Origin of the sequence: Thermostichus vulcanus str. 'Rupite', from assembly GCF_022848905.1 — a bacterium.
In the GTDB taxonomy this organism is placed as follows: domain Bacteria; phylum Cyanobacteriota; class Cyanobacteriia; order Thermostichales; family Thermostichaceae; genus Thermostichus; species Thermostichus vulcanus_A.
The window spans coordinates 1-13541 of sequence record NZ_JAFIRA010000013.1; the positions used below are offsets into that span (position 1 = coordinate 1).

At 54.1% G+C, this 13541-nt stretch carries 13 protein-coding genes; 3 read left to right on the top strand and 10 right to left on the bottom strand.

Going from position 1 to position 13541, the window contains the following annotated elements; translation table 11 throughout:
• Nucleotides 1-186 precede the first annotated feature (186 nt).
• The 7 genes from JX360_RS06710 to purB form a co-directional block, all read right to left on the bottom strand.
• Nucleotides 187-1554: an FAD-binding oxidoreductase gene (locus JX360_RS06710; RefSeq protein ID WP_244349876.1), complete on the bottom strand. Its 1368-nt coding sequence runs from the start codon at nucleotides 1552-1554 to the stop codon at nucleotides 187-189.
• A gap of 127 nt (nucleotides 1555-1681) precedes the next feature.
• Nucleotides 1682-2479: a phosphate ABC transporter ATP-binding protein PstB gene (pstB, locus tag JX360_RS06715; protein WP_244349942.1), complete on the bottom strand. Its 798-nt coding sequence runs from the start codon at nucleotides 2477-2479 to the stop codon at nucleotides 1682-1684.
• An 85-nt stretch (nucleotides 2480-2564) separates the two neighbouring features.
• Nucleotides 2565-3452, bottom strand: coding sequence for a phosphate ABC transporter permease PstA (gene pstA / locus JX360_RS06720; RefSeq protein WP_425244368.1), 888 nt, complete (start codon nucleotides 3450-3452; stop codon nucleotides 2565-2567).
• Between the two features lie 50 nt (nucleotides 3453-3502).
• Entirely contained in the window at nucleotides 3503-4480 is a 978-nt protein-coding gene (pstC, locus tag JX360_RS06725) for a phosphate ABC transporter permease subunit PstC (RefSeq protein WP_244349878.1), read from the bottom strand.
• A 272-nt stretch (nucleotides 4481-4752) separates the two neighbouring features.
• Nucleotides 4753-5820, bottom strand: coding sequence for a phosphate ABC transporter substrate-binding protein PstS (gene pstS / locus JX360_RS06730; RefSeq protein WP_244349879.1), 1068 nt, complete (start codon nucleotides 5818-5820; stop codon nucleotides 4753-4755).
• Between the two features lie 510 nt (nucleotides 5821-6330).
• Nucleotides 6331-7311 (bottom strand): aspartate carbamoyltransferase catalytic subunit, encoded by a 981-nt coding sequence (locus JX360_RS06735; RefSeq protein WP_244349880.1) that lies wholly within the window; start codon nucleotides 7309-7311, stop codon nucleotides 6331-6333.
• Between the two features lie 12 nt (nucleotides 7312-7323).
• A complete protein-coding gene (purB, locus tag JX360_RS06740) occupies nucleotides 7324-8619 on the bottom strand; it encodes an adenylosuccinate lyase (protein WP_244349881.1) in 1296 nt (431 codons plus the stop codon).
• A gap of 263 nt (nucleotides 8620-8882) precedes the next feature.
• On the opposite strand from purB, the gene JX360_RS06745 reads away from it, so the two are divergent.
• The 3 genes from JX360_RS06745 to JX360_RS06755 are packed head-to-tail and all read left to right on the top strand — an operon-like array spanning nucleotide 8883 to nucleotide 10339.
• A complete protein-coding gene (locus tag JX360_RS06745; protein WP_244349882.1) occupies nucleotides 8883-9443 on the top strand; it encodes a slr1658 family protein in 561 nt (186 codons plus the stop codon).
• A gap of 42 nt (nucleotides 9444-9485) precedes the next feature.
• Complete coding sequence (locus JX360_RS06750) at nucleotides 9486-9839, top strand: slr1659 superfamily regulator (RefSeq protein WP_244349883.1); 354 nt, start codon at nucleotides 9486-9488, stop codon at nucleotides 9837-9839.
• A complete protein-coding gene (locus JX360_RS06755) occupies nucleotides 9836-10339 on the top strand; it encodes a tetratricopeptide repeat protein (protein ID WP_244349884.1) in 504 nt (167 codons plus the stop codon). Before JX360_RS06750 ends, JX360_RS06755 begins: the two co-directional genes overlap by 4 nt.
• 43 nt (nucleotides 10340-10382) lie before the next feature.
• Here the strand turns inward: JX360_RS06755 and lipB are convergent, their stop codons facing one another.
• From lipB to trxA, 3 genes are all read right to left on the bottom strand, one after another.
• Nucleotides 10383-11132, bottom strand: a complete 750-nt coding sequence (gene lipB, locus JX360_RS06760; protein WP_244349885.1) for a lipoyl(octanoyl) transferase LipB — start codon at nucleotides 11130-11132, stop codon at nucleotides 10383-10385.
• Nucleotides 11133-11162: 30 nt separating this feature from the next.
• On the bottom strand, nucleotides 11163-12899 hold the full coding sequence (locus JX360_RS06765) for a tetratricopeptide repeat protein (RefSeq protein ID WP_244349886.1): 1737 nt from the start codon (nucleotides 12897-12899) through the stop codon (nucleotides 11163-11165).
• 78 nt (nucleotides 12900-12977) lie between these two features.
• Nucleotides 12978-13310 (bottom strand): thioredoxin, encoded by a 333-nt coding sequence (trxA, locus tag JX360_RS06770; protein ID WP_244349887.1) that lies wholly within the window; start codon nucleotides 13308-13310, stop codon nucleotides 12978-12980.
• Nucleotides 13311-13541: the final 231 nt, after the last annotated feature.

Here is a 13541-nt window from a genome sequence, read left to right on the forward strand (position 1 = left end):
TCTAACTCTACAAACTCTTGGATTTTGACTCCAGCAAGACCCAATAACTTATCAAGAGGAACCAATGTTCGTCATGGAACTCAGTATCTCATTATACTATCGACACCAAAATGTCAGGAGAGCCATCAGGATCCCTAAGTAGGGTGAGGGATCCCTTTCTTGCCCCATCAGGATGATGGTTGCCGATTAACCTGAAGCTCGCTCCTGCCAGGTGCGCATTTTCCCAGGGTTGAGTAACCCATAGGGATCCACTTCTTGCTTAAAGCGGATCTGTCGCGGATCCATCACTTTTCGCCCGCCATCTTCGATGATAAACGTGTGCGGATTGGCAATGAAGACGCCATTCTCCTCGTGATAGCGCATGATCTCGTTCAGGCGATCTTCGGTTGTAAAGCGCACAATTTGCAGACCCACCGGAGTGGCTTGACCCTCGATGCGAATAAACTCCAGGTGCATCAACACTTCATCGCCAAAATACTCGTACATGTGCTGCACCATCTTCAGCTCTCGGTCGGCGGGGAAAGCCGATTGTAAATAGGTAAGACTCGTATCGACGCTGCGGCAGTGCAGGGTGGTGTGGTTCCAGGTGAATTCCCCCAGCATGATCCCCTTACTGGCCTCTTGAGCGGTTTTGTTGTAAACCACCTGTCCGCCGTGTTCGCGGATCAACTCCATCAAGGGCTCCACGCTGGATTCAGCAATCATCAACAGGGCAATGGCAGATCCCTCAGGCACGGATCCCCGCAGGGGTGCAAAGTAACTGGGAATAGGCCAAGCATGGAGGCTGATCATCTTTTTGATGATCCCGTCCGCATCCCCCAGCGCTTGGCCAAAGTGAGCAGCAGGCATGAAGCCCACTTCGGCGGGAAAAGCCACCACCAACTCCGCCCACGGATAGGCAGGGGCCAACGGGATCTCCACCTCTGTGATGATGCCGTTCAGCCCCCAGGCATGACTGACTTTGAAGACTTCATCCCCGCGTAGCTCGATGATGCGCGGTTCTTCCTCTAGAGTGACAACCCGCAGGGCCAACACATTGCCCCGATCCCGCAGTTGTCCGTAGGTAATAGACCCAATCCCTCCACTTCCCCCGGCGATGAAACCCCCAATCGTGGCAGTGCGATAAGTGGAAGGAGCCATGCGGATCTCCCAGCCTATCTCGCGGGTTTGCTTGTCGATGGCCATCAATTTTGCCCCCGCTTGCACCCGTGCCACACCGGGTTTGGCCCAGAGCACCTGGTTGAGTTTACTGACATCGAGGATGACACCACCCCGCAGGGGAATGCACTGGCCGTAGTTGCCCGTACCGGCACCGCGAATGGTCACCGGGATCCGGTGTTGGGCACAGGCCGCTGCCACCCGCATCACCTCCGCTTCGTTGGCCGGGCGCACCACCAAATCTCCCCGTTTTTCGCTCAGTTGCCGGGTGAGCACAGGGCTGTAATGGTAAAAATCCAGCGACAACTTGGTGAGCTGTGCTGGATCGGTGATGATTTCAATCCCTGCCAGGGCGGAACGCAAGGCCTGCAGCTTATCGGGGGCGGCAACGGTCATAGGGATCCCTATTTAGAAGCAATCTTTCTCAGTTGGGATCATCTGCGGAAATGGCCCGCAAAAGGGTTCACCAAGAACAGTCTCAGGAAGAGAACAAGCTCACAAGGGATCCCTGCCGCCACTCCCATTAGCCGAAACGGCCTTCTACGTAGTCTTTGGTGGCTTCCTTGACGGGGTTGTTGAAGATCACCTCAGTTTTACTGAACTCCATCAGTTCGCCCACACGGTTGGATCCCACCAGTTCCACACTAAAGAAAGCCGTCATATCGGAAACGCGGCTGGCCTGCTGCATGTTGTGGGTGACGATGATGATTGTGTACTCCTCCTCCAGTTCCTTCATCAGCTCTTCGATGCGGCGGGTGGAGATCGGATCCAAAGCGGAGCACGGCTCATCCATCAAAATCACATCCGGCTTTACCGCCAGAGCACGGGCAATACAGAGGCGTTGTTGTTGCCCGCCAGAGAGAGATTGACCACTTTCTTTCAGTTTGTCTTTCACTTCATCCCAAAGGGCAGCCCGCCGTAACGATGTTTCCACCACTTCGTCCAGATCCACCTTCATCCCCAGCACCCGCGGGCCATAGGCAACATTGTCATAAATGGATTTGGGGAAGGGATTGGGCTTTTGAAACACCATACCAATCCGCCGTCGCACCGAGACGGGATCCACATTCTTGGCATACAGATCCTTGCCGTGGTAAGTGAGCTTGCCCTCAACCCGAGCACCCGGGATCAAGTCATTGGTGCGGTTGAAACAGCGCAAGACGGTACTTTTGCCACAGCCAGAAGGGCCGATAAAGGCAGTAATTTGTCGGGCCGGAATGTCTAAGTTAACGTTCTTCACGGCTAAGTTGGAGCCGTAGTAGACATTTAGGTTTTCGGTTTTGAAAACGTAGGAGGTTGGGTTGGGGGATTGGGTATGCATCGCACCACTCACAGAGTTAGAGTTCATAGCATTTCACACCGCTTGTGTGATTGTCTCAACAGAAAAAGTCAGGATTTCAAGCTCATTATTTTTTGGTTTTGTGAACCACATATCGGGAAATGACACTGGCCGATAGCACAATCACCAAAAGCACCAAAGCTCCTGCCCAAGCCAGTTGCCGCTGAGCTTCAAAGGGGATCTTGGAGAAGACATAAATCATCACGGGCAAGGTTGCCACCGGGCCAAACAGGTTGGTTGACCAGAAGTTGTTGTTGAAGGAGGTAAACAGCAAGGGAGCTGCTTCCCCTGCCGACCGTGCCAAAGCCAAAATCAACCCGGTCACAATCGCCGGAGCTGCTGCTGGCAAAACAATCCGCATCGTGGTTTGGAAGCGGGTAGAGCCAAGGCCAATGGACGCCAAGCGCATGTCAGGAGAGACCAGCAGCAAGGCTTCTTCCGTAGAACGGATCACAATCGGTAGCATCAGCACCCCAAGGGCGAGCCCCCCCGAGAAAGCCGAAAACCCGGATCCCCGCACCACCACCGCATAAGCAAACAAACCACACAGGATGGCCGGCACCCCGGTGAGCACATTGCATGAAAACTTGACCAAATAGGCCAAACGGGTGCCTCGACCAAACTCCGAAAGATAAACCGCCGCCAGGATCCCAAAGGGAAAGCTCAAGACTGCTCCCGTTGACAGCACGATCAAGCTGCCCACAATTGCATGTCCAAAGCCACCCTCTGTCAAACCAGGAGCCGGATAGCGGGTCTCGATAAAGGTTTGCCAACTCAGTTGCTTCAACCCTTCCCCAATCACATCCCAAAGCACCCATGCCAAGGGAAGGACGATGGCAGCAACGAAAACTCCACTGAGAATCGTCAGGATTCTGCCGGAATAGTTGCGTAGGGGAGAAATGGCACTCGTGCTGATATCAATCTCTTGAGAGGGCAACTGTGCTGAGCTGGACATGCTTGACATAACAGAAACACTCCTGAATGGATAACGGCTCTGCTGGTTGGTTAATTGGCCTGCTGAAGATTTTGGAACTTACGAATGATGAGCTCCGCCAAGACATTCACCAGCAGGGATAGCACCATCAGCACCACCCCGGCATACATGAGGGCAGCTACCTGGGTGCGGCCAGCCTCACCAAACTGAGAAGCAATTAAACCCGTAATGGTGGATCCCGGCTGCATCAGCGAGACATTGATACGGTTGGCATTACCCGAAAGCATGGCGGCCACCATCGTTTCTCCCAAGGCGCGACCCATGGCCAACATGATGGAGCTGATAATGCCAGACAAGCCAGCTGGAATCATCACCGTTAAAATCGTCTCCCAACGGGTTGCCCCCAAGGCCAAGGCCCCATCGCGCAAATTGCGAGGTAAGGATTCAAAGGTGCTGCGGGTGATGGAAATGATGATCGGGGACACCATAATTCCCAAGACCAACCCCACAAGTAGCAAGCTGTTGCCACGCGGGGCAGGGCCACCAAAGAGGGGGAACCAATTCAGAGTTTGGTTGATGGCACGGAAAATGGGGCGCACCGCCGGGATTAACACAAAGATCCCCCACAATCCCAATACCACACTGGGGATGGCCACAATCAGCTCAATGGCAAAAGAAATGGGAGCTGTGATCCACTTGGGCACAAAATCTTCCGTTAAAAAAATCGCTGTACCAATACCCAAGGGAATGGCAAAGACCAGAGCCACCAAAGAGGTCATCAGGGTGCCATAGATCTGCGGGAGCACCCCATAAATATCCTCGACGGGGTTCCAGCGGGTGGTGACCAGAAAGCCCAAACCAAATTGCTGCATAGCAGGCAGGGCTGCTTCAGTAGTTTGCAGGATCACCCAAATGAGGATGATGCCCGCAAAGCCAGCCAGCGCCAGCGTTAGGCGGACAAATCCCACATCCAGGGCGCGGGAAGTGTCCATTTTTTTTTCAATGCTGATATCCTGCGATGAATCATACTCTCTAGCCGCCGAAGTCATAGAGCCTCCCCTGTGGCAATCCTTTTCGCAACATCACTCTCAACTGAAATACCTCATTTGGCTTGCAGGTGTCTGTGTTCTGGTCAACATTCAAAATTCAACCGCAAACAGCAGTCCAACCAGATCCGTAGACAATTATTTTTTCGAGACACCAAGCCAAGCTATAAATCTCTGTGGATCCTTAAATAAAGGACAAATCAGCAGTTGATAAAAGGACGATACCTCCCACCAACCGCTGACTATAAGCTAGCGAATTTTAAGCCGGATTTGGCTCATCGAACCGCGTTGGGATTAACGGTGATCGCATCCAGTTCGGCAAAGATCCGCTCGATAGCTGAATCTGGCATGGGAATGTAGTCTAGCTCTCGGGTCAGTGCCTGACCATCTGGGCCTTGCGTCCACTTAAAGACTTCCCGCAGCTTTTCTAGCTTGGTAGCATCCGGATACTCCCGATAGAACATCACCCAGAACAAACCAACAATCGGGTAGTCTTGGGGACCTTCCGGATCCGGCACCAGCAGCGCAAAGTCATCCGGAATCGGCGCATCCAAAGCAGAGGTAGCAGCCTCAGGGGAGAAAGCCACCACATTGCCGGACTTGTTCTCGATCCGAGCTGTGTCCATATTTTCCAGCTTAGCGTAGGACTGGTTCACATAACCAATCGCACCTTCTTCCTGCAGGATGGCAGCAGCCACCCCTTCGTTACCTTGTCCACCAATCCCAACCGGCCATTCCACAGAGGTGCCCGCGCCAGCAGTCCAGTTGGGGCAAACGGTTTTGAGGTGGTTAGTAAACACAAAGGTAGTACCGGAACCGTCGGAACGGTGTACCCAGGTAATGGGCAGATCCGGCAAACGATCTACCAAGGTAGGGTTTTGGGCTTTGATGCGGATGTCGTTCCAGTTGGTAATTTCACCCGTTACAATGCCGCAGTAGGTTTCCCGTTTCAGGATCAACTCTTGGCTTTCAATCCCAGGGATGTTGTAGGCAAACTCAATCGCCCCACCGCCCATGGGCAACTGCAACGGCTCATAGCCGAACTTAGAGCGGAAGCTCTCCAAGCGGGCACCGGAAAAAGGAGCTTCCGACACACCAAAGTCCACAGTGCCATTGATCACCTGCTCCAAACCAGCGCCACTACCAACCGACTGGTAGCTGACTTGCACGTTGGAATCCACAGTACGGTTGTAGGTATCGAACCACCGTTGCAGCAGAGGAGCCGGGAAGGTAGCACCCGCGCCGGAGATTTGCACCGTTTGGGCTTGGGCTGGGGCCAAAGAGAGGGATCCCACTGCCAGGGCAGCAAGGGAGAGTACAGAAGCGGAAAGCAGAGATCGCATAGGTGATGTCTGTTGCAGATCAACACTTGTAACCCTAAAGCCTCAAGGTTAAGCGCAGAATATGTTAAGGTTAAATTCCGGTTAAATCGTGAGAAAAAGGTGGAGTTTTTTTGAATGTGCTGATCTTTCACAAAATTCCTGTCCCCCACCCATCAATTTAGGTGTATTTAGGATTTCAGTCGAAAAGGGATCCCTGGGAATCGGGATCCAAAAAAACTTGATAGAAAGAGGCTTTTAGCGCATCTGACGACTATTCAGCGCAGGCAGACTTTAGCCCTAAAATAGGTATCACTTAGTCACAAAACAGTCTTGGTCAGGATCCAGGTAAAGTGAAATTTAAGGCAAAGAGATTGCCCTTTATCTCCGCAAGCTGATGCATTGTTTGCAATACTTCGAGAGAAGCTCCAGCCAGGGATCCCTAAGGGTTTTAACGGAGGAAGTTGGCTACAGGCCCCTAGACGCAAAACCTGAAGCTCGGTTCCCGCCGGTCTTATTTCGGATTAAGCCTTCTCAAGTCGGGATCCGCCCACCCCCCATCAGGTAGAGCAAGGCCATGCGCACCGCCACACCGTGAGTCACCTGTTGCTCGATCAGGTTCAAATCCGGATCTTCCATCACCTCAGAGCTCAGCTCCACTCCGCGATTGACCGGGCCAGGGTGCAGGAGCTTCACCTGCGGGTGACACAACCGCAGCCGCTGCTGGGTAATCCCAAAAAAGTGGTGATATTCTCGCAGGCTAGGCAACAAATACTCGCTCATGCGTTCCTGCTGGAGGCGCAGGGTGATGACAAAGCGGGATCCCTCTAAGGCCGAATCCAGTTGCCAATGGATCGGCAGGGTATGGCCGGGGATCAGTTGGGCGAACTCTTTCGGGAGTAACGTTGGCGGGCCAGCCAGATGCACCTCTGCCCCAGCGGCAACCAAGGCATAAATGTCGGAACGGGCCACCCGCGAGTGCAAAATATCCCCAACGATGGCAATTTTTACGCCTTGTAGCGCTTCTAGATGGGGGCGCTCTGGAGTCAATTGGGCGCAGAGGGTGAACAGATCCAGCAATCCTTGGGTCGGGTGCTCGTGTAGACCATCACCAGCGTTCAGCACCCCTGTGGGGGATCCCCGGCGAGTAATTTCGGCGGCCAACTGCTGCGGTACCCCCGCTTGGGCATGGCGGATAATCAACAGATCGGATCCCATCGCCAAAAAGGTGCGGGCCGTATCCAAAATCGTTTCCCCTTTGCTCAGGGAAGAGGTGCCGGGAGCAAAATTGAGCACATCGGCTGAAAGCCGCTTAGCCGCAAGCTCAAAACTGTTGCGCGTGCGGGTGGAAGCCTCAAAAAAGAGCGTTGCCACCACTTTCCCTTGCAAGGTGGGTACTTTGGGCAATCGCCGCGTCAGCACCTCTCGAAAACTGGCGCTGGTCTGCAAAACAATCTGGTATTCCTCGGGAGTAAAGTCGGCTAGGCCCAAAACGTGCTGTCGTTGCCAAACCATGCAGCGGATCCCTTAGAGGCCCACACGGGAGAAAATTTCATCCAAATGGGCCAGGTGACGAGTGGCATCGAAACAGGCAGCTAGCTCGGCCTCGCTCAGGTGAGCCATCACCCGCGCATCCGCCAGTAAATTGGCCCGAAAATCCCCCTGCGGTTGGTTCCAGGCACGATGGGCATTCTCTTGTACGAGGCGATAGGCTTCTTCCCGGCTCAAGCCCTTATCCACCAAAGCCAACAACACCTGCTGGCTGAAGATCACCCCCCCGTACACATTTAAGTTGCGCTCCATGTTGCCTGCGTGTACCTGTAGGTTCTGCACCAGATCGGTCATTTGCACCAGCAGATAGTGACAAAGAATCGAGGCATCCGGCAAAATCACCCGTTCCACCGAGCTGTGGGAAATATCCCGTTCGTGCCAGAGGGGGATGTTCTCCAGAGCAGAGAGGGCATAACCCCTGAGCAGGCGGGCAATCCCCGTCAGTTGCTCCGATTTGATCGGGTTGCGTTTGTGGGGCATGGCGGAGGATCCCTTTTGACCAGGGGCGAAGTATTCTTCCACTTCCAGCACATCCGTCCGTTGCAGGTTGCGGATCTCGGTGGCAAAGCGCTCCAGAGAAGACCCGATCAACGCCAGCGTTTGCACATACTCAGCATGGCGATCCCGCGAGATCACCTGCGTAGAGGCAGTATCCGGTTTCAGACCCAAGCGGGCACAGGCCAACTGCTCCACCTGTGGCGACACATTGGCGTAAGTCCCAACTGCTCCAGAGATTTTGCCCACTGCTACCAGGTTGTGTAGTCTCTCTAGGCGCTCCTGATGGCGCAAGCACTCCGCTAACCAACCGGCTAGCTTGAAGCCAAAAGTAATCGGTTCTGCATGGATCCCGTGGGTACGCCCAATCATCAAAGTCTGCCGATGCCTCTGGGCTTGCGTCCGAATGGCTGCACTTAGGTCTGCTAGCCGTGCCTGCAAAACCGCCACAGAAGCCACCAACTGCAACGACAGTGCCGTATCCAAGACATCGGAACTGGTCAGACCGACGTGGATATAACGACCTGCCTCCCCCACATACTCGTTGACGTTGGTTAAAAAGGCGATGACATCGTGTTTCACTTCCGCCTCGATCTGCAGCACCCGCTCGGGATCAAAGGTTGCTTTACTCTTGATCTGCTCCAGAGCCTCCCGAGGGATCCCGCCCAATTCCGCTTGGGCTTCACAGACTGCAATTTCGACTTCCAGCCAGGTTTGCAACTTCTGCGGATTGGCCCAGATTTGGCCCATTTCTGGCAACGTGTAACGCTCGATCAAGGTGCTGGTTCCGTCTGCATAGATAGCCCACGTTATTTTAGCGCTCAAGGACTCCGTCCCGCTGATGGCTAAGCAATGCCTGAGCATTTACCTAGGACGGCCCCAACGGTCTGCCCTCAAGCTAGAATTCGGCAACGGGGATGTGGTAGTTCTTTATACGGATAGCGTTACGGAGGGGAAATACCCCACGCGGGCTGTTCTGGCTTTGATGCCCCGACAAGTCGAGTCGAGCTTCCCAGCAATTCCCAACAGGACTTGAATCTATGACCAAAATCTTTGGTGATTACCGAGAGGATCTCCCCCAGAGCAACGAGTATTTGATCCTGAGATTTTCTCCCACTTCAGTTCCCCTCAAAGAACGCTGGCGAAACAATGGTCTTTCTGCCAACTTTATGGCTGATTATATGGCCACTTTTTTCCCGGGCGAGAGTGTAGTGACCGTCAAAAGTGCAGTCAGTTTTGTTGCTAATGAGTTGATCGAAAATGCGATGAAATATAGCGATCAGTCCTCTGATTTTCCGGTAACCATTGCCCTTTATCTTTATCGAGATAGACTCATCTTCTTAACCAATAACAGCATTGCGAAGCCGCAAGTCCAAACCTTTCAAAACTTTTTGCAGACGCTAACGGAGTCGGATCCCACCGAGCTTTGGCTACAACACTTAGAGCAAAATGCCGAAGAGGAAGACTCTAACCAATCGGGGCTGGGATTTCTCAGTATGATCAACGACTACCAAGCAGAGTTGGGTTGGAAGTTTGAAGAGGATGACCCTAACAGGGTAGCAGTTTCAACCATGGTACAGCTACGCTCGGAGTCGCTCTAAAGAACACTTTTTTCGTACAAGAATGGATGCAGGGAGTAAACGATGGAGATTTTGGCGGAAGAGTATCAGATTCAATACGATGCGGCCTCTGGCACTGTTCGTTGTCAGGGATCCCTGCGGTTGGCGGGCACGGAAGAATATGCCCCTGTAGCTAAGTTGCTCATTGATGCGGCAGGTCAGCAACCGGAAACCATGAAGTTGGATCTGCGCCAGCTACAATTTCTCAACAGCTCCGGCATCAATATGTTGTCCAAATTTATTGTGCGGGTACGGCAACAGGGAAAGCCCCAGATCACGGTTCTAGGCTCCAAAGGGATCCCTTGGCAGGGGAAGTCCCTTAAGAATTTACAGCGGCTCATGCCCAGTTTGGTTTTGGAACTGGAGGAGGAAGGATGAACCGGAGGTTTGGGGTTGTGGGTTTGGGGCTGGTTGCCTTCCTAGCAGGGATCCCAGCCGCTTTGGCCATGCCCTCTCCTGGATTGCCCCCCACGAGCTCTACCCCACCCAACCCAGTACCCGGAACAGCCGCAGAGTTGAATTGGCAGGGATCCCTGAAACTGCTACGGGGAGATCCTGAGGGTGCCCTGGCAGATCTGGATCGGGCTTTGCAATCGGATCCCAACTATGCCCCTGCTTATGTAAACCGCAGCTACGTCTACAATCAGTTGCGCCAGCCGGAAGCAGCCCTAGCCGATGCGGAGCAAGCGATTCGCCTGGATGGCGGGATCCCGGAAGCCTTTTTCAGTCGTGGGGTTGCCCAGCTACAACTGGGGGATCGAGAGGCTGCTCTGGAGGACTTTCGTAGAGCAATGGCCCTATTTTCAAAGAGTGGCAACCTTGCCGATCAAACAATTCTGCAACAACTGCTGCGGCAATTGGGAGTTGAGGAGCGTTAAGCTTTTCTAGACTAGCTTGGACTAGCTTGGCCCAAGGTGAGCTTCAAATGGCAGCAGCAACCGACTCAACCTCTCCCAACCACTCCGACAAAGAAACCGCTTGAGCTTGCAGGCCAAAGACTTGGCAAAAGGACTCTACCAGGACAGGAGCAACCGCTGCCATTGTGACCTGTGGGTAAAACTGCACCAGGGATCCCACCGGGCGATCCGGGATCCCGCAGGGGACAATCCGTTCAAAGGCCCTCAAATCCGGGCAGACATTCAAGGCAAAGCCATGATAAGTAACCCAACGAGAGACCTTAATCCCGATGGCCGCCAACTTGGATCCCTCCACCCAAACCCCTGTTAAACCAGGGATCCGCTCCCCCTTCAGGCCGAAATAAGCCAAGCATTCGATGAGCACCTGCTCCAACTGGCGCAGATACCAATGTAAATCCGGTTGATGGCGCTTGAGGTTCAGCAGCGGATAACCGACCCATTGGCCAGGGCCATGATAAGTGACCTCACCACCGCGCTCCACCCGCAGGACTTCTATTGGTTTTCCAAAAATCCCTTCTTGTTCCCATGAGTGGTGCGGAGCACTGGGGGATCCCATCGGTTGAGCAAGGCTTTTCAGAAACTTCGGGTCAGCCCCAGCGCCTAGGGTATAGACCGCGGGATGGGTAAGCAGCAACAACCCATCCGGGAACTGGGGATCCCTAACCATACGAGCCAGCCTTTCCTGTTGCCAAGCCCAGGCGGTTCGGTAGGGTACTTCTCCGGGTTGGTGGATGTGGAGCGGGGGAAGTGGCACAAGAGGATCCCGAGTAGTGCGATAGTGCAATTAAACACCCGCAAAGACAATATCAAAGGCGATGCTGATGCGCGGCTCAGTGCCCACAAACGGGATGGTGCGATGCCAAAGGTGGGAGGGGAACAACACCAACAAACCCGGCTGAGGCTGCACCCGGCAGATTAAGGGATGCAAGGACTCCGTCCCGCTAACGCGATGGGAAGAAACCCCAGGAAACCGCTCTGGGTAAGCCCCAAACTCCAGCCATCCGGAAGGATCCGCCGGATCTTCACCCACAGACTGGGGCACCTGCACGTAATACACCCCACTTAAGCGAGCGGAGGGATGCACATGCGGGATTTGGTGACCTTGCGACTGCATCACCACCGCCCAGAGATCCCGCACCTGAAACGGGCCTTGACACTGCTCCAGCCAAGGATGAGCCTGCTGGCGTGCAGTCCCAGAGGACTCTGTCCTGCTCACGCAATCGGCAGGCAATTGGGGGAGAAGCTGCTCTAGGTAGCGGGGAACAGCCATGGCAATACGGGATCCCAGCCAATGGAGGGGGTGATCCGCAGCAGCAGGATCCAGATCTGCCAAGAGGTTGCCGCTGTGATACCCACCACGAGTGGCATTGCCGCTGCGCTCCCAAGTGAGGCTGGGGTGGGCCAAGATCATCTCCGCCAAGCGGTGATTGAGAATGGCCGTTTCTTCCGGGTCATCACCGGGAAAAAGTTGGACAAAGCTCTGCGGATCCGACCAGTACCTGGCCCTATCCCAGTTCTTTTGCTCTGCACAAACAATCGTCTGCAAAGCCAAGGCGAGAGGATGGGCGGGTTCCAGCTCCAAAGCCTTCTCACAGGCCGCTTCTGCCCCTACGGGATCCCCTTTCATCAGCAGCACATTGGCCAGGTTGAGTTGTCCCTCCAACAGGTAGGGATCCGCCAGCACCGCCCGTTGACAACATTGCAACCCTTGCTCCAGCTTGCCCATTTGAGCAAAGGCATCCCCCAAATTGCTCAGGGCCTCCGCATATCCAGCACGAGCCAGTACCGCCTGCTGATAGCACTGCACCGCTTTTTCCAGGTGACCTTGCTCCTCGTAGAGGGTGCCCAGGTTGTTGTGGGCTTCGGCCAAGTTGGGGTTGAGCTGCAGCGCCCGTTGATAACTCTGTTCGGCAGCCTGCCAATCCCCGCTGGCTTTTAGAGCGTTGCCCAAATTGTTGTGAGCTTCGGCATAGTTGGGCTGTAGGCGAATCGCTTGCTCATAGGCTTGGATGGCTTGCGACAGGGATCCCATCTCTTTGAACAAAATGCCAAGGTCATTGTGGACTTGGGCAGACTGGGGCTGTAGCCGCACCACCTCTTGATATTCTTGAGCCGCTTCCCGATAAAGCCGGGCGGAGCGCAACAACTGGGCAAAGTTCACCCGGGCTTCCAAATGCTCCGGATCCAGTTGCAGGGCACGACGATAGTGGGGAACGGCTTCCGCCAGGGATCCCTGACTGTGCAGTAAAAAAGCCAGATTGTAGTGAGCATCTGCCTCTTCCGGCTGTAAATCCACCACCTTTTGCAAATACCTCAGCGCCTCCTTGGGCTGACCCTGCTGATGGGCGATCATCCCCAAAAGTTGCAGGGATCCCGTGTGATCGGGTTCCAGAGCTAGGATCTCCTGCGCCAACCCGGCTGCTTGAGGAAGGTTCCCCTGCTGCCAATGGGCGATACATTCTGTGAACCGACGATCCAGATCTTCTAGATCTAAAGAAGCGTTCTGGGGAAAGGGGGGCATAGGGGCTAAATGGAAGTGCCAGCTGAAATCTTGTTAGATCTTAATGCCCCAGCAGCCCCGTTCAAACTCCTGCGGCCCTTAAGCTACAGGCAAGTGAATCTGCGCCTGTAACCGTTCCAGCAGGGCCCGCGGCTGCAATAAGCCTTCAATGCGGTCAATCGGTCGCCCATCTTTGAACAGAATCAGGGTTGGCAAAGCCTGGATGCCCCAGCGGGCGGCAATATTCGGGTATTTTTCCGTGTCCACCTTGACAAAAGCAACCGCATCCCCTACTTGGGGCTTCACCTGCTCCAACACATTGGCCATCAATCGGCAGGGACCACACCAAGATGCATAGAAATCTACCAAAATCGGGGTTGGGGATCCCTCGATCATGTCGGTAAAGCTTTTGAACTGTTGCTTGTGAGCCATAGAACACTCCAATGGTTAACCCACGAAAATTTTGAGTTTAGTCTATTTATAAGTTAACTGTTTGATCTGAGAAATGGAGGTAGGGTTGCCGCTCCTGTCTGCTTCGGTTTCCCGCTAGGATGTCTAGGGCTCGAAGAGATGTACCTGTAGTCTAGGCCGCTGTAACCCGGAATGGGGCAGAATTTACCAGGCCTTAACGATTCTGAAGGAGTGGGATCCCAATGGCAGCAG